11 protein-coding genes and 1 pseudogene are annotated in these 16,349 nt (G+C 61.9%); 9 read left to right on the top strand and 3 right to left on the bottom strand.

Translation table 11 applies throughout. The features are described from left to right. Positions 1 to 349: 349 nt before the first annotated feature. From MAIT1_RS14365 to MAIT1_RS21875, 5 genes are all read left to right on the top strand, one after another. The gene (locus tag MAIT1_RS14365; RefSeq protein ID WP_085444009.1) at positions 350 to 4,735 is read left to right on the top strand and encodes a hypothetical protein; all 4,386 of its coding nucleotides are present in this window, start codon (positions 350 to 352) and stop codon (positions 4,733 to 4,735) included. 138 nt (positions 4,736 to 4,873) lie between these two features. Beyond that, positions 4,874 to 6,574 carry an ArnT family glycosyltransferase gene (locus tag MAIT1_RS14360; RefSeq protein WP_085444008.1) on the top strand — a complete coding sequence of 567 codons (1,701 nt, stop codon included), beginning with the start codon at positions 4,874 to 4,876 and terminating at the stop codon, positions 6,572 to 6,574. A gap of 177 nt (positions 6,575 to 6,751) precedes the next feature. Further along, a complete protein-coding gene (locus tag MAIT1_RS14355; RefSeq protein WP_085444007.1) occupies positions 6,752 to 7,465 on the top strand; it encodes a M48 family metallopeptidase in 714 nt (237 codons plus the stop codon). A 98-nt stretch (positions 7,466 to 7,563) separates the two neighbouring features. Further along, positions 7,564 to 9,204, top strand: a complete 1,641-nt coding sequence (locus MAIT1_RS14350) for a caspase family protein (protein WP_158089515.1) — start codon at positions 7,564 to 7,566, stop codon at positions 9,202 to 9,204. Continuing rightward, positions 9,197 to 9,844 (top strand): hypothetical protein, encoded by a 648-nt coding sequence (locus MAIT1_RS21875; protein WP_158089514.1) that lies wholly within the window; start codon positions 9,197 to 9,199, stop codon positions 9,842 to 9,844. The genes MAIT1_RS14350 and MAIT1_RS21875 overlap by 8 nt, the downstream gene beginning before the upstream one ends. A gap of 234 nt (positions 9,845 to 10,078) precedes the next feature. Here MAIT1_RS21875 and tnpA read toward each other — a convergent pair. The 3 genes and pseudogenes from tnpA to MAIT1_RS14325 all read right to left on the bottom strand — a co-directional run. Continuing rightward, a pseudogene (gene tnpA, locus MAIT1_RS14340) lies at positions 10,079 to 10,368 on the bottom strand (IS200/IS605 family transposase); the annotation flags it as partial. Positions 10,369 to 10,818: 450 nt separating this feature from the next. Further along, positions 10,819 to 11,862 carry an IS110 family RNA-guided transposase gene (locus tag MAIT1_RS14335; RefSeq protein WP_085444004.1) on the bottom strand — a complete coding sequence of 348 codons (1,044 nt, stop codon included), beginning with the start codon at positions 11,860 to 11,862 and terminating at the stop codon, positions 10,819 to 10,821. 335 nt (positions 11,863 to 12,197) lie between these two features. Further along, on the bottom strand, positions 12,198 to 13,343 hold the full coding sequence (locus tag MAIT1_RS14325) for a zinc ABC transporter substrate-binding protein (protein WP_198947901.1): 1,146 nt from the start codon (positions 13,341 to 13,343) through the stop codon (positions 12,198 to 12,200). 111 nt (positions 13,344 to 13,454) lie between these two features. On the opposite strand from MAIT1_RS14325, the gene MAIT1_RS14320 reads away from it, so the two are divergent. The 4 genes from MAIT1_RS14320 to MAIT1_RS14305 all read left to right on the top strand — a co-directional run bounded on the left by MAIT1_RS14320 (position 13,455) and on the right by MAIT1_RS14305 (position 16,152). After that, positions 13,455 to 13,976 (top strand): Fur family transcriptional regulator, encoded by a 522-nt coding sequence (locus tag MAIT1_RS14320; protein ID WP_085444002.1) that lies wholly within the window; start codon positions 13,455 to 13,457, stop codon positions 13,974 to 13,976. Next, positions 13,973 to 14,800, top strand: coding sequence for an ATP-binding cassette domain-containing protein (locus tag MAIT1_RS14315; protein WP_085444001.1), 828 nt, complete (start codon positions 13,973 to 13,975; stop codon positions 14,798 to 14,800). The genes MAIT1_RS14320 and MAIT1_RS14315 overlap by 4 nt, the downstream gene beginning before the upstream one ends. After that, positions 14,800 to 15,603 (top strand): zinc ABC transporter permease subunit ZnuB, encoded by an 804-nt coding sequence (gene znuB / locus MAIT1_RS14310; protein WP_085444000.1) that lies wholly within the window; start codon positions 14,800 to 14,802, stop codon positions 15,601 to 15,603. The genes MAIT1_RS14315 and znuB overlap by 1 nt, the downstream gene beginning before the upstream one ends. A gap of 258 nt (positions 15,604 to 15,861) precedes the next feature. Next, positions 15,862 to 16,152 carry an HU family DNA-binding protein gene (locus MAIT1_RS14305; protein ID WP_085443999.1) on the top strand — a complete coding sequence of 97 codons (291 nt, stop codon included), beginning with the start codon at positions 15,862 to 15,864 and terminating at the stop codon, positions 16,150 to 16,152. Positions 16,153 to 16,349 lie beyond the last annotated feature (197 nt).

Genomic DNA, 16,349 nt, shown 5'->3' with positions numbered 1-16,349 from the left:
CCGGTTACATCATGTGTGGCGTTTGCAGGGGGAAAGTTGTCCTTGCACGGACAAAATTAGGGCGTTCCACGCGACAAAAATAATTCGCGCGCATCCCAGCAAAAAGTGATTGCAGAAATAATCCCGTTTTCTTATTCTGTTCTGGTGGGAAAAAATCGGCGCATCCTGATGTCGCCTCCCAATGAGCCATTAGGGTCGATTTTTTCACTGCTGCCTACCGCAAGCGCCCCACCCGCCGCATCATGAGAGCGGCGCACCGTATCCGTTACGGATAACGTTGCAGAGTTTTGTTGACCCGCACACTGTGCAAATGCCGTCAACACTGCAGCGTAGGAATGGGGGCATCGCCATGTCCGAAGAACTGCGCATTCATATTCCCGAAGCCAAAGAAGCAGCGTCCGACGCCGTGGACGCGCGCCAGACCCTGGACGACCTGACTGTTTTGCAGTCGAGCCAGGATGTGGACCTGTCGGCGGAACAGAGCGTCGTGTTTGATGGCCTGCGCTCCGGCGCCGAGGATCTGCAAGGACTCTCCATGCTGCAACTGGGCAGCCGTGATACTCCAGAGGATCTGTTCACGCTGCTGGACCTGCAAGAGGGCGCGCTGATTTCAGACGCAGCGCCCATCGCCGCCTCTGCGCCGGTGGACGCCACCCTGCGCGCGTTTGACGGTGGTTTGAGCCTGGACGATGGCAATGGCGTTGACGTCACGCCAATACAGGTGGACGCCGACGCGGTGGAGACGGCGTTTGACATCGCCGATTCACAAACCGGTCAGAATATGGCCGGTGAGTCGGTCACCTTTGCCGCCTCCGCCGCCACTGGCGCGGCCGGCGCAGGCCAGAATCTCTTCTCCCTCAATGTCAGTGACTCCGCCGACGCCGCAGCCGACGTTGCGGGGGTCTCTCTGCGCGCGGCCACAGCGGCGGAAGCTGGTGAGTCGGCAAACGCCACAGTCTCCGGCGGCGGTCGTTTCAGCACCGGCGCGTTTGAGGATCTCAGCACCCAGGCGGACGTGGCGGACTTGACCTTCAGCGTGGGCGCCGACGCCGCCAGCGTGACGGAGACCACAGACGTTCCGTTGGATATCGTTGATGACGCCGCCAGCGCCAACACACCGGACGCCCTACCCGCTGACGATTCGAGCGCGGCACAGGAGGCCAGCGCTGCTGAAGCCGATACGCAGGCGCAACAAGAGAGTGAAACCAGCGCCGCGGCTGAAGAGCCTGCGGATGACGATAGCGCCTCCCTGACCCGCGCAACGGAGAGTGACGCCACCACCAGCGCCAGTGGAGTGGAGAGTGATGACGACTCCGCTGCGAACACGCAGGAGAGCGCCAGCGCGACAACGGAGGAGAGCGACGAATCTGCGCAAGAGGAGACGACAGCCGAAACTGAGGCTGAAGACGAATCCGAGCAGGAGAGCGTCGCCGCTCAACCTGAATCCGAGACCGAGGATGAGTCCGCCGAGTCCGAGCAGGAGGCCGTCGCCGCTCAACCTGAATCCGAGACCGAGGATGAGTCCGCCGAGTCCGAGCAGGAGAGCGTCGCCGTTCAGCCCGAGACCGATTCCGGTGCAGAAGAGCCTGAATCTGAACAAGAGCCTGTGGCCGCTCAACCAGAATCCGACGAGGAGGATGAGTCCGCCGAGTCCGAGCAGGAGGCCGTCGCCGCTCAACCTGAATCCGAGACCGAGGATGAGTCCGCCGAGTCCGAGCAGGAGAGCGTCGCCGCTCAGCCCGAGACCGATTCCGGTGCAGAAGAGCCTGAATCTGAACAAGAGCCTGTGGCCGCTCAACCTGAATCCGACGAGGAGGATGAGTCCGCCGAGTCCGAGCAGGAAGCCGTCGCCGTTCAGCCCGAGACCGATTCCGGCGCAGAAGAGCCTGAATCTGAACAAGAGCCTGTGGCCGTTCAGCCGGAATCCGAGACCGAGCAAGAGAGTGCCGCCGCTCAACCTGAATCCGACGAGGAGGATGAGTCCGCCGAGTCCGAGCAGGAAGCCGTCGCCGTTCAGCCTGAATCCGAGACCGAGCAAGAGAGCGCCGCCGCTCAACCTGAATCCGACGAGGAGGATGAGTCCGCCGAGTCCGAGCAGGAAGCCGTCGCCGTTCAGCCCGAGGCCGATTCCGGCGCAGAAGAGCCTGAATCTGAACAAGAGCCTGTGGCCGCTCAACCTGAATCCGACGAGGAAACTTCCGAATCCGAGCAAGAGAGCGTCGCCGTTCAGCCCGAGACCGATTCTGGCGAAGAGGAGTCTGAATCTGAACAAGAGCCTGTGGCCGCTCAACCTGAATCCGACGAGGAGGAGGAAGCTTCCGAATCCGAGCAGGAGGCCGTCGCCGCTCAACCTGAGCCCGACGAGGAGGAGGAAACTTCCGAATCCGAGCAGGAGGCCGTCACCGCTCAACCTGAGCCCGACGAGGAGGAGGAAACTTCCGAATCCGAGCAGGAGGCCGTCGCCGCTCAACCTGAATCCAAGACCGAGGATGAGTCCGCCGAGTCCGAGCAGGAGACCATGGCCGCTCAGCCGGAATCTGAAGATGAGGTGACTGCTTCCGAATCCGAGCAGGAGGCCGCCCCCATTGACGAGGGTTCCTTGCCGGAGCATCTGGATACGGCCGTTGCCCAAGGCGTGGCCAACCTCGCCACCCAGGACGTCACTGCCGCCCCAGCCACTGAACCGGTGACCTCCATCACCCTGACCGTGGCCCATGGCAGCAACAAACCCTCCACCTATGCCTTTAGCGTGGAGATCGATGGCCAAGAGTATGGCCCGTTTGAGACCAGCAAGTTCTATCAACAAGACGGCTGGGACGAGATCACCATTGATGGCTTGGATCTGGCCAATATGGACCTGTCAGCCATCACCATTCAGCCGCTGGACAATAAATCCAACATGGTGGTGGATAGCATCCGCATTGGCGATTCGGTGTTCGAAGCCGAGGATGGAACCGGCTCGTTCTCCGATAACGGCGACTTTGCGCGCCTGAGCAACAGCGGCAAGTTCGTCACCATCGACGCCAGCAGCGCCGATCTGGGCGGCGCCGTAGAGGGCGGCGCCATCGCCAGCAATCAGGGCGACATGGTCCCGCTGCATATTGAAGCCGAAGCCGTGAGCGCCGACGACAATCTCTACTTCGTCATCAGCGATGTGCCGGGCGATGCGGTGTTGGCCATCGGCGTGGATGAGAACGGCGACGCTATTCCTGCTGGTATGAACAACGGTGACGGCTCGTGGATCGTGAGCAGTGATGAGATCGCTGAACTGATGGTGCTGCCGCCCAGTGACGCGGATGGTGGCGACAGCTTCACCTTGAGCGTCACCGCCGTGACCGAAAGCGCCGACGGCGCGCTCAACTTCGACAGCAGCGCTCAACTCACCGTGACTCTGGATGACGCCTACGGCGAAGCGGGCGCGCGCATCAGCGCCGCCAGCGCCGAAGACGACGCCCCCATCTCGGCGGGTCAAACCATCGAAGCCAGCGACTTTGCCGACGACGTCTCCGCCTGGGGCGACGCGGTGACCCTGGATGATGGCCGCATGCACATCGAAAAGGATGAATCCGGCGTGCGCGAGTGGGATTTCGGCTCCGAGCATGGCAACCAGACGGTGCGCATCAGCTTTGATATGAGCGCCTCGGAGAATGACGGCGCCTCCGGCGGCTGGGAGTCCTCGGGTCGCTTTCAAGACTTCTTCACCGTCAGCGCCAATGGCGAAACGGTGGTCAATGACTCCTTCGGCGATGGCAAAACGTCGCGCATCGACAATCACTATGAGTTCGAAGCGGTCACCGACGCCGACGGCAAACTGACGCTGGCCCTCACCGCCAACACCACCGGCTCAACGGAAGAGGTCTACATCGACAACTTCTCCATCGCCGCAGGCGACGACTGGAGTACGGTGGCCGAGGAGCCGGTGCATATCGGCAATGTGGACTCCGGCGCCGAGGCCGACAACGCCTCGGTGGATCTGAGCGACGCCATCGCCGAGGCCAACGCCGCCTTCGCCAGCGCGATGAACAGCGTGGTGATCATCGCCGACGCCGATCTGCCCGAGGCCGCGGTGCTCAGCGACGGCGTCTACAATCCGGTCAACATGACCTGGAGCATGAGCCCGGAGGCGGCGGAGAATCTGGAGATCGTCCTGCCCGCCGACTATGACGATGGCGACTTCACTCTGCCCATGACAGTGGTGAACACCGCCCCCGATGGCCAGACCCACAGCAGCGAGGCGCTGCTCTCTATCGATGCCGATGAGGCCCCACGGCTGGCCGAAGACCACGAAGCGACGCTGTTTGGCGGCATTGGCGACGATGTCATCAGTGGATCGAGCGACGCTGAGCTGCTCGTCGGCGGCGCGGGAGATGACACCCTCAGCGGCGGCGAAGGCGACGATATCCTGGAGGGCGGCGCCGATGACGACTTCATGATCGGCGATGCGGGCAACGACCTGTTCATCTTCGGCCTCAACTCTGGCTCCGACTTCATCAGCGGCGGCGCGGGCTATGTGGACGTGATTCGTCTGGATGGCATCAGCAGCGAACCAGTGATGACCCTGGATGACGTGGGCGACTGGACCCTCACCACCAATACCGGCTACACCTACACCCCGGGCGATGGGGTGGATGATCTGGACGCCATCGTGTTTGACGAAAGCGACGCCTCCGGCGTGATCACCCTGGCCGACGGCTCGGAAGTGGACTTTGAGGGCATCGACAAAATCATGTGGTAAGCCCGCCACACTGTTTCAGCAACGCCCCGCCCTGCGCGGGGCGTTCTGTTTAGAGCATGCTCATCATCGCCTGACCTGAACGTCGATGTGCGCTACAGTGGCTCAGTGTGCAACCCCCTTTCCCAGCATGAGCGAACCATGAGCGCAGCCAACGCCACTCCCCCAGCGCCCCCGCGTCCGTTACTCCTACTGTTGGCGATTCTCGCTTTGCATCTGGGGCTGTGCCTGTGGAGCGGGCCGATTCTGGAGAGCAGCGACGACCTGTTCTTCGCCGTGCGCTCGCACAATCTGCTGGAACACGGCTTTGCCCCCGCCAACCATCCCCATGAGCATCGCATCGGCCTCTACGCCCCGGTGGCGCTGATCTTCTCACAACTGGGCGTGAACGTGAGCAGCATGGCGCTGTGGCCCCTGCTCTGCTCATTGGCGCTGGTGGCCGCGCTCTACTGGGCTGGCGCGCGACTGGCTGGTCCCGCCGCAGGGCTCGCCGCTGCGCTACTGCTGGCCGTCAATCCGTTTCAGATCATCCACGCCATGACCCTCACCGCCGATGGTCCGTTGGCGCTGTTCTACTTCTTAAGCGGTCTGTTCCTGTTTCTGGGACGACGCGAGCCACCGCGCGCCACCCTCTACGCGCTGCTGTTCGTGCTCGCTTTCACCGCCGGATTCCTCACCAAACTCCCCATCATCTGGATGCTTCCGCTGATCCTGTTCCTGCTTGTGCGCGACTGGCGCGCAGGGGAGCATCGCCGCTTCTGGGGCGTCGCCATCGGTGGCGGCGTGGCGGCGATGGTCGTCTACTTCGGCGCCTATGCCTACCTCTTCGATGACCCGTTGATGCGCTTTCACAGCGTGGAAAAAGTCATCAATGTCGCGCCGGAAGACGCCAATCTACAAGGACAACGCCTCACCATCCGCGGCAAACCTCTGGAGTTTCTGGTCGAACGCCTCACCAGCGGCCCCGTCATGCTGATTCTGGAGCGCCAAGGACTGTCGCTGGCTTGGCTGCTGTGGCTGCCTGCGCTGCTGCTCACTCTGATACGCAGCCGCGTCATGCCCAGGGGCAGCGGCTTCTGGGTGGGCCATGCGCTCAGCTTTCTGTTGCTGTTCTGGTTTGGCTCCACCTCGCTCAGTGAGTACAACCCTGTTGGGTTACTGGGTTACTATCTGGTTCCGTTGCTGGCCCCGTTCAGTCTGCTGGGCGGGGTGTTGCTGGCGCGAGCCATGACGCCGCCGGAGGCGCCCCGCGCCATTCCGTGGACGCTGGCGGGATTATCCCTCTATCTGATCGCGCTGCTGCCGCTGCTGCAGAAACTCGGCGCCCACAAAATCCATATTCTGCTGCTGGCCGCCGTATTGATGATGCTGCTGGTCTATCGACTGTTGGCGCCGCGCGTTACTCTGCTCGACCGCGTCCCCCCTGCGCTGCCCATCGGCGCCGTGGCGCTGGGCCTGATTGCAACCCCGGCGCTGCTGCTGGCGCGCGGGCAGATCGGTCCATTCCCCTATCAAGCCGCCGAGCAGCGCATCATCCAGAGCCACTTCGCCCAACTGGACGCGCCCACCGCTCTGGTTTCCGATCCGCGCACGCTGGATACCGCGCGCCTCTATCTGGGCCTCAAACCGCCCGCCGATCTTACCTTGGCCGACTGGCGCGATATCGACACGCTGCTCAGTCGCGCCGATGCCGCGCCGCTCTACGTGCTGCTCAACGATGCGCGCATCAAGGCCATGGGCAGCACCTACGGGCAGATGGCCCCGCAGCAGTTTGCCGCCTTGACGGCGCAGTGGCGTAAAGTGGAGAGTCAGAGTGGCGTGACGCTGTATCAGGCGCACTGAGAGAGATCGAAGCACACAGAAATTTTGAAGAGTACAGAGACATAGGCTTCGCCCCAGGCCCCGCCGCCGACTGGTCGTCGGCCAATAGTCAGCGCTCGTCGGGCCTGCGTCACGCAAACATTCGCCGCTCTGTACAGTTTTGGTTTCACTTGGCTATAACTTGATTGCCCTTTTCCTATGGATCAGTTTCATATCACTCTGGAAGATGGCTCCTCCTGCCCCGTGCAAGTGGTGCGCTCCCCCCGCCGCCGCACCGTGCAGCTGGTCATTCGCAAGGATGGCGCAGTCACCGCGCGTACGCCGAAGCGCATCAATAACACTTGGCTAATCGCCTGGGCCCAGGAACGCGCCCCCTGGATCACGCGCAAACGCAGCGAACTGCTGACCCGCTTTCCCACTTCTCCCACGCCGCTGTTTGAACCCGGCGCGCCGCACCTGCATCTGGGCAAGATCTATCAGCTGGATCCGCAACTGGCTGCGCGCAAGCGCATCCTCATCCAAGGCGACCGGTTGGTGATCCACGCCCACACCCCCAACCGCCCGGAGGCGCTAGCGGCGCAATTGGACGCCTGGCGCGCCGATTACGCCCAGCGGTTGTTCTCCGCCCGCCTGGCGCGCTGCTTCCCCCCTTTTGCGCAGATGGGTTTCACCCGCCCCACCCTGCGTCTGCGCCTGCTCAAACGCAGTTGGGGCAATATGCGCAGCGATGGCCGCATGACCCTCAATCGCGACCTGATCCGCGCGCCACTCACCTGCCTGGATTATGTGATCGTCCATGAGCTGTGTCACATGGCGCATATGAACCACTCCCCCGCCTACCGCGCCCTGCTCACCCAGATGCGTCCCAATTGGCGCGCCGACAAGGCGCTGCTGGAGCGCACTTTGGCGTAACCTCTCTCTTACCCGCGTCACCTATGTTGATCGGAACTGCCGGTTTGGCTACTCTGAACCTTTCATTCATGTTGCCAAATTTGAGAACGCGACCAATCATGACCCCTCTGCGGCGATCTCTCGGCGCCTTTGCGCGCAGTTTGGCCCTCCCCCTGGCGCTGACGCTCTGGAGCAGCGCCGCCTGCGCGCAGGAGCCTGAGCGCGGCTTGCGCGTCACGCCTCTGCCCGCCTCCGCCATGGCGTCTGACTCCGGCCCGCTCTATAGCGACAGTCAAGCGCTGGTGATCGGCGTCAATCGCTACAACCGCAGCAGTTGGCCCAATCTGACCAACGCAGTGGCCGACGCCCGGGAGGTGGCGGCCGCCCTGCGCCGAGTCGGCTTTCACGCCCGACTCCTGGCCAACCCGGATCTGGCGCAGTTGGAAAGCGCCCTCAAACGCTTTTTCATTGAGCATGGCGATGACCCCGAAGCGCGACTGCTGATCTGGTTCTCCGGCCATGGCCACTCAGAGCAAAACGAAGGCTTTTTGATCCCCGCCGACGCGCCATCCCCTGAAGCAGGCGCGCAGTTCCGCTTCAACACCCTCTCTCTGCGCCGCTTTGGCGAATTGATGCGACTGGCCAAAGCCAAGCACATCCTGGCGGTGTTCGACGCCTGCTTCGCCGGATCGGTGTTTGAGAGCGCGCGCTCGGCCCAGCCGCCCGCCATCTCCCGCGCCACCGGATTGCCGGTGCGCCAATTCCTCACCTCCGGCGACGCCGGGCAATCGGTCAGCGACGACGGCCTGTTTCGGCGGCTGTTCGTCGATGCTCTGCGCGGGCAGCGACAGGCGGATTTCAACCAGGACGGCTTCCTCACCGGCAGCGAACTGGGCATGTTCCTGAGCGATCGCATCAGCAACTACACCCACAACAGTCAGACCCCGCGCTATGGCAAACTGCGCGACCCCGACTTCGACCGCGGCGATTTTGTGTTCCAACTGGCCGCCCGCAAGCCTGAGGCGCCCAGCGCCAGCCAGTCGAACCTCGCTGCCGCCGCGTCTCAGCCCGCTCCGCCGCCCCTAGTCGACGGCGTGTGGCGCGAACCGCGCACCGGCATCCCCTTTGTGTGGATCCCCGGAGATTGCGAACCCGCCGCCAGCGCCAAACCGTGCGCGCCCGGCTTCTGGCTCAGTCAATTTGAGATTACCAACGCCCAATTCCGTCTGTTCGACGCCCAGCACGACAGCGGCGCGTTTGAAGGGCTCACCCTCAACACGCCGCAACAGCCCGTGGTGCGCGTGAGCCACGCGCAGGCGCAAGCCTTCGCCCAGTGGCTTTCAGCGGATGCCCCCGCGCGATTCGTCCTGCCCAGCGCACAGCAGTGGCGCCGCGCCGCGCATCAATTTGACGCCGCCAACGGCGCGGACTGTACGGCGACCAATCTGCTGGATCAGAGCGCGCGCAAACACTTCAGCCGCTTCCCCTGGCTGTTCGCCCCCTGCGCCGATGGCTATGTAATCAGCGCCCCGGCCATGGACGCGGCCAACGCCACGCCGCGACATCTGCGCGGCAATGTGTTTGAGTGGATCGCCGAGCCATCGCCCGCCAACAAATCCCAATATCTGGGCGGCAGTTGGCGCACGCCGCGGCCCTCGGCGCGTGACGATCTGCTGTTCCGCGCCGACGCCCAGCACAGCGCCGACGATCTGGGCTTCCGCTTGGCGGCAACGCATCTGCCGGGAGCGACACATGACTAATGCGCGATTGTCTGCAAAATTCGCCATGGCGCTGAGCGCGTTATTGATGACTTGCCTGGGGTTGATCGGCTGCGCCGGGACGCCTGCCCCGGCGACCCCGCTGGAACAGGTGCGCGTTGCGCTGCCCGACGCAACGCCACGCGCCTATCTGGATCTGTTGGGCGCGCCATCGGACGCCTCGCCCCAGCACACAACCGCCCCCTGGCCGAATCTGCGCCCCATCGCGCTGAAACACATTCCCCCCACACCGGAACCCGGGCAAATCGATTTAAGCTGGCTGGCGGGTTTTGATCTGGATAGCGATGGTTGGTTATCGGTGGAAGAGATCACACTGGGGTGGTCGCTGTTCGCCATTCGCCAGCGCCATGGCCGCCTGTTCCCCGCCACCGCGTTGCGCCATGGCGAAGCGCCCCTCATGGGCCTGCGCCTGACGCCTGCCGATGCACAGCGGTTACGCCAGACCCTCGATGCGCTCAACCCGCAGTGGACGCAACAGGCGCTGGCAGAGTTGGATCGCTTGGCGGCGCTGCCGGTGTTTGACCACATCGCCGGAGATTTGAGCGGGGCGGGAGGAGATTCGGGGAGTGGCGGCGGTGGCGATGGGGGCGGCGATGGGGGCGGCGATGGCGACGGAGATTAACGCCGCCGCCCGACAGACGGGATCCGGCGCGATTCGATATCTGTCCACATATTGACCGTCGCATTCAACATTGGACATTGGCAATTTTGGCGAATGAACAACCCCGCTGTAAGCAGCGGGGTATCAGAAGAGCGCTAACTGCTTAGCTTCGTGCAATTTTGCGTATTCCATACCCTGGTTTTTTACATAGCGACCAATCATGTTTTCATCCCCATGCTTTCCTACTGTGCTGGCAAAATATCCATCTGTCCAAAACTCACCACCCACAGCTGTTTCTTCACATGCGGACACCGTTTGAATATTTCTGGCGCCGTCAGACTCTTCACCATTTTCACGATCTTCGTGACGCTGTAGGTCGGAACTGACTGAACCAGAAAATGCACATGGTCCTTATCTGTTCCTATCTCTAGAAATTTCAGTTGGTAGCGCTGCTCAATCTCCAGACAGACTTCTTTGAGTACTTCGTCTACTCTCTCGTCAAAGACCGCACGCCGATACTTGGCGGGGAACACCAAGTGGTACATCAGCACCGTAACGTTATGGATCTTATGAATGTATTCGCTTATCCAGCCATTTTACGCAGCAAGCTGCGGGGAATTGAACCCGAAGAGATGAAAGATATCGAGGGCTCTGCCCTCGAGCTCCCAACAACCAAACCGTGGGCTCTGCCCATGTATGGTCCGCTCCGCCACAGCAAGAGAAAATATCCATTGATGTGTGAGGCTTAGTTGCGCCCATGTATCCGGCCTGTTGATGAGGGGCTTGTCGCCCTCTGGCCCTGATGGAATTTGCGCGTGGCCCTCCTCAACACACCCTCGACCTCTATGGGCCCTTGGGCAGAACAGGTTTTTGGCCACGCAGGGCTATGCCGTTTCACGCCATCAATCTCGACTCTCTCTCGCAACCTGGCTGGTGGGATCTCTTGTTCTTTCCTTATCGGCCTGTTTTTCTTTTAGAGTTGTATTGCACTCTCTCTACACAGTGGCTCTGACCTGATAGGCCTCCTGCTTCACCAGCATCGCCCATGCGCTGCGCGCCATGCGGTTGGCCAGCGCCACCACCGCTTTATTCGCGCCGCGGCGTTCCGACACCGACACCACCCACCGGCTGCGGCGGTCCGGCTTTTTCTCCGCTACACGCAACACCGCCCGCGCGCCATGAATCAACAAGGTGCGAAGATAACCATTGCCACGCTTGCTGATCCCCGTCAGCCACGCCTTGCCCCCTGTGGAGTGCTGATTGGGAACCAACCCTATCCACGCCGACAGCTCTCGGCCATTCTTAAACGCCCGCACATCCCCCACCGACGCCAACAGCGCCGTCGCCGTGATTGGCCCCACTCCCGGGATCGTCATCAGTAGCCGACACTGTGGATCCGCCTTGGCCAGCGCCTCAATCTCATTGTCATACATCGCTATGCGCTCATCCAGACGCGTCAACTCCTCACACTCCTCCTCCAGCAAGCGCAAAAACAGCGGACTCAATTCCAGACTCTCATCACTCAAAATCAGCACAATCGCTCGTCGCGCCTGCTTAATGCTCTTGGGAAATACGATCCCATACTCTGCCAGCAGTCCCCGAATCTGATTCACCAACGCCGTGCGGTTCTTCACCGCCAAACTGCGTATCCGATGCAGCGCCAATATCTCTTGCTGGGCAACGCTTTTGATCCCCACAAAGCGCATGTTGGGCCGCTGGACCGCTTCGCAAATCGCTTCGGCGTCCACGCTGTCGTTCTTGTGCCGCTTGACGTAGGGCTTCACATATTGCGGCGCCATCAGACGCGTCTCATGCCCATATCCCTGAAATTTCCGCGCCCAATGGTGGGCGCCGCTACTGGCTTCCATCCCCACCAGGCACGGCGGCAGTTGCGCCATGAACTCCAGTAACTTATCTCGTTTCAAGCGCTGTTTCAGAACGCTCTTGCCGCGCGCATCGACGCCATGCAACTGAAACACGCTCTTGCCCAGATCAATACCCAGTACCCGTACCTGTCCGTTTTCGATATGATTGCTCATGGTCCGCTCCGACTCCGTTGAGATGGAAAAACACACCACCATCTTGGCCCATTGCGAGGCCGTTTGGGTAGCGGAGCGGACCATTCCATTACACCCGCTGGGGGCGCCGCCCCCAGCCCCCGCCGCCGACTGGTCGGCGGCCAATAGTCAGCGCAAGCTCAAGCTACGTCACACAAACATTGGCCGTTCTGTGCAGGTTTGGTTTCCTATCGCTGTATAAGCCGCACTTGTGCCGCCTAACGCGGCGACGCGCCTACCGAAGAGGACGCGCTCCCAGCCGTCATGGCCGGGAGCGCGTGAGTCTCCTGTCGGCGCATTTCAACGCCGTGCGCGCATCAATGGGACGCCGCCTCTGCGCCCAGACACGCCGTCAGACTCTCCACCAGTTGATCCAGCAACTGGAGATAGGCGTCCGGCCCCGGTTTCAGCTCTGCGCCCAGCGGGTCGAGCACCCCAAGACGCGCCGCCGAGCCCTCAATCACCGACTGCGCAATGGCCGAAGGGAATTGTGGCTCGCTGAACAGGCAGCGCGCGTTGCGTTGTTGCACGATACGACGCAGTTCATGCAGTCGCTTGGCGCCGGGACGCCGCTCCGGACTGATGCTGATGGCCCCCACCGGCGTGAGGCCGAAATGGGCTTCAAACGCATGATAGGCATCATGGAACACCAGGTAGGGCGCGCCCCGCAGCGGCGCCAGACGCGTGCGCGCATGAGCCTCCCATTGCGCCAGGTTCTGCGCGAAACGACGAGCGTTTTCCGTATAGAGCGCGGCGTTGGCGGGGTCCGCTTTCCCCAACACGGCGGCCATGTGCGCGGCCATCACGGCGCCATTGTGCGGGTCGAGCCAGATGTGCGGATCCATGGCGGCTGTCTCACCGGTTGAGCCTTCTTGCGCACCCATTGCGTGATCAGGGTCCGCATGCTCTTGCGCCTTGTGATCATGCTCATCATGATCCTCATGCTCATGCGCCTCGTGATCATGCGCGTCATGATCCGCATGCTCTTGCGCCTCGTGATCATGCGCGTCATGATCCTCATGCGCAGCGTCATGGTCCGCATGATGGTGATGATGCCCCTCGCCCCATACGCCGCCGCGCCGCATGTGTTGAAGCGACAATCCGTGCGTCTCGATCAAAGGCGCGCTGTGCGCGTTTTGGCCCAGCGTCGCCAACGACTTGACCAGAAAACTCTCCAACGTCGGCCCCACCCAGAACACCACATCGGCCTTGGCCAATGCGCGCGCCTGGGAGGGTCGCAGCGCGGCGTCGTGGGGCGAACCGCCGCCCGCAACCAGAAGCGTGGGCTCGCCCACCCCCGCCATCACCACGCTGGCGATGCTGTGAATGGGTTGAATGGAAGCCACCACCCGCGGCTTCGCCGCGACCGACTGCGCGCTCAGCATTAGCGCGCCGACAAGGGTGAAGATCAACTGCAATGAACGTGTTGCCCGCATGAATAATAGATTGAACAAATGAAACATCTGCATCACTCCAACAGGGTGAGATGGGTTGCGTTGGAATGCAATGTTATATTATAACATTCGTGCAAGGCAAACCCTTTCCTCCATGACGCCGCCACGCAAGGAGTCGACATGAGCGCCAGCGTTGTCCCCAACGCGCCGTTTCCGCAACCGGATCACGACCATGCCCAGTGCATGGCGCGCTTGCGCCAACACGCTGAGAAAGTGTGCTGCGAACGTGGCGCCCGCCTTACCGCCGGACGCGCCCGCGTGTTGGAGATCCTCGCTCTCAGTCACGCCGCCATGGGCGCCTATGAGATCCTCGACCGCTATGCTGAGGATGGCAAGCGCGCCGCCCCCGCCACCATCTATCGCGCATTGGAATTTCTGTTGGAGCTGGGGCTGATCCACCGCATCGCCAGCCTCAACGCCTATGTGGCCTGTCCGGCGCGACAAACCCATGACCCGGCGGCGCTGCTGGTGTGCGACGCCTGCGGCGTGGTCAGTGAAATCCCCTCGGAACGCGGCATGGAGAGCCTGCGCGCCCAAGCCGATGCGCTGGGCTTTTCCATTCGCGCCTTGGTATTGGAGGCCCACGGCCTCTGCCCCAACTGCCGCGCGCAAACGCCCCAAGCGCCGGGAGCTGACCATTGAACGCCGCTGCGCCACACACCGCAGCCTTGCTTACCGCTGAAGGGCTGAGTATCGGCTTTGGCGACCAGACCATTCTCAGTGGCGTGGACCTGATCATCCATCGCGCCGAGATCGTCACCCTCATCGGCCCCAATGGCGCTGGCAAGACCACCCTGCTCAAAGCGCTGCTGGGCTTGATCAAACCACAATCGGGCCGCATCCATCGCACCCCGGGGATGAGCATCGGCTATGCGCCGCAGCGCATGCGCATCGATCCCGCCTTGCCCCTGAACGTGCGTCGCTTGATGACCCTCACCCACCGCCATGATGACGCCGAAATTCTACAAGCTCTGCAGGAGACCGGCGTGGCCAGCCGCCTGGACGCCCCGGTGCAGGGACTCTCTGGCGGCGAGTTTCAGCGCGCGCTACTGGCCCGCGCGCTACTGACCAAACCCGATCTGTTGGTACTGGACGAACCCACTCAAGGGGTTGACTTTGCTGGCGAAGCCGCGCTCTATCGACTCATTGCGCAGCTGCGTAAACACTACGGCTGCGCCATTCTGATGGTCTCCCATGATCTGCATATGGTGATGTCCTCCACCGACCGGGTCATCTGTCTGAATGGACACATCTGTTGCGAGGGAGAACCCTTGAGCGTGGCGCGCCATCCTGAGTTCACCAGCCTGTTCGGCGAAGGGTTGGCGGGGGCCTATGCGGTCTACACCCACCAACACGATCATGAACACGCCATAGACGGCCACGTCTGCCATACCCCGGGCTGCGCCAAACGCCGCCAGGAAGCGCCGCAACACATGGATGCGGATCAACAGAAGGATGCGCTGTAATGGAGATGTTGTTGGATGACTTCTTCTGGCGCGCCCTGCTGGCGGGCGCGGCCATCGCCATCATCGGCGGTCCGCTGGGCTGCTTTATCGTGTGGCGGCGCATGGCCTATTTCGGCGACACCATGGCGCACTCGGCGCTGTTGGGGGTGGCGTTGGGCCTACTGCTGGATCTGGCCCCCATGTTCGCCGTGGCCATCGTGGCGGTGGCCATCGCCCTGCTGCTGGTGATCCTGCAGCGCAATCCCCGTCTCTCCAGCGACACCCTGTTGGGCATCCTCTCCCACGCCGCACTCTCCATTGGCCTGGTAGCCATCAGCTTCCTCACCTTTGTGCGCGTGGATCTGCTCAGCTATCTGTTTGGCGATATCCTGGCGGTGAGTCAATCCGATCTACTCAGCATCGTGCTGGGCGGCGCGCTCATCCTGGCCGTGCTGATGCGCATCTGGCGCCCGTTGCTGGCCCTGACCGTGAGTCAGGAGTTGGCCCAGGCCGAAGGCGTCCCGGTGGCGCGTACGCGCCTGACATTTATGCTACTCATCGCCCTGGTGATCGCCCTGGCCATGAAAGTGGTGGGAGTGCTGCTGATCACCTCCCTGCTCATCATCCCTCCCGCCACCGCGCGCCGTTTCGCCCTGTCGCCGGAGTCCATGGCCATCCTCGCTTCCCTCATCGGCGTGGCGTCAGTGGTCGGCGGTCTCTCCGCTTCGCTGGCGTGGGACACCCCCTCCGGCCCCTCCATCGTGGTCGCCGCCACTTTTTTATTCATTCTGAGCACCCTGCGGGCGCCTGCCCAATCCATCTGAAAAACCTCACGCTTTGGTAAACTCTACTGGAACATCACGCAGATCGTTTGCCTGATTTTGCAGGAATAGTATGAATTGCCTCTGGGAAAATGTTTCTGATGGGAGTATCCTGTAGTGAGGTGAACTTATTCGCGAGATTTCAAACCCTAAAGTCATTCCTGGACTTTAGCGAATGAGGCTAATAAAGCCCTGGCGATTTTCTCCCGCATTCGACGTGGGATTAATTAAACGCGCAAGATAGAGTGGATGGCTCCAGCAATGAATCTGAATGAACTGAAGCGTCGCGTCAGCGAACGCACTGAACAGGACTATGAAGACGTTAGCCGCATCATCAGCGAAACTCTGGAGGTGATCGGCGAAACCCTGGCTGATGGCAAAACAGTCCAACTCCTGGGCTTTGGCACCTTCAGCATTGGAAAACGCTCCGCCCGCGAAGGCCGCAACCCGCAAACCGGCGATCGTATTCGCATCGACGCCAGCCAGCAGGTGCGCTTTAAAGCTGGCCAAGGGCTCAAGCTGAAGGTCAACCCCGACCGCGAATCAGAGTAACGCTCTCCCGCGCCGTGAACTCCGGCGATCGCCCCCCCTGCACTGCATCTCTGACAAACTCACAAACTGCGTAGCGAAACATGTGCTGCGTCGGTTGCGTATGCGCCTGGGCCAAGCCCGGGATATACGCAACCGACGCAGTTTGGCGCAATAATAATGCGCGGCCCAGAGGGCCGCGCATTGACGCGTGGAACAAA

The organism is Magnetofaba australis IT-1 (genome assembly GCF_002109495.1).
Taxonomy (GTDB): domain Bacteria; phylum Pseudomonadota; class Magnetococcia; order Magnetococcales; family Magnetococcaceae; genus Magnetofaba; species Magnetofaba australis.
The sequence above is the reverse complement of the archived record's forward strand: the minus strand, read 5'-3'. Positions and strand labels throughout refer to the sequence as shown.

What these genes read in the sequence shown, in the direction of transcription:
- MAIT1_RS14365 (WP_085444009.1), top strand. Translation starts at nt 350, where the DNA reads ATGTCCGAAGAACTGCGCATTCATATTCCCGAAGCCAAAGAAGCAGCG.
- MAIT1_RS14360 (WP_085444008.1), top strand. Translation starts at nt 4,874, where the DNA reads ATGAGCGCAGCCAACGCCACTCCCCCAGCGCCCCCGCGTCCGTTACTC.
- MAIT1_RS14355 (WP_085444007.1), top strand. Translation starts at nt 6,752, where the DNA reads ATGGATCAGTTTCATATCACTCTGGAAGATGGCTCCTCCTGCCCCGTG.
- MAIT1_RS14350 (WP_158089515.1), top strand. Translation starts at nt 7,564, where the DNA reads ATGACCCCTCTGCGGCGATCTCTCGGCGCCTTTGCGCGCAGTTTGGCC.
- MAIT1_RS21875 (WP_158089514.1), top strand. Translation starts at nt 9,197, where the DNA reads ATGACTAATGCGCGATTGTCTGCAAAATTCGCCATGGCGCTGAGCGCG.
- MAIT1_RS14335 (WP_085444004.1), bottom strand. Translation starts at nt 11,862, where the DNA reads ATGAGCAATCATATCGAAAACGGACAGGTACGGGTACTGGGTATTGAT.
- MAIT1_RS14325 (WP_198947901.1), bottom strand. Translation starts at nt 13,343, where the DNA reads ATGTTTCATTTGTTCAATCTATTATTCATGCGGGCAACACGTTCATTG.
- MAIT1_RS14320 (WP_085444002.1), top strand. Translation starts at nt 13,455, where the DNA reads ATGAGCGCCAGCGTTGTCCCCAACGCGCCGTTTCCGCAACCGGATCAC.
- znuB (WP_085444000.1), top strand. Translation starts at nt 14,800, where the DNA reads ATGGAGATGTTGTTGGATGACTTCTTCTGGCGCGCCCTGCTGGCGGGC.
- MAIT1_RS14305 (WP_085443999.1), top strand. Translation starts at nt 15,862, where the DNA reads ATGAATCTGAATGAACTGAAGCGTCGCGTCAGCGAACGCACTGAACAG.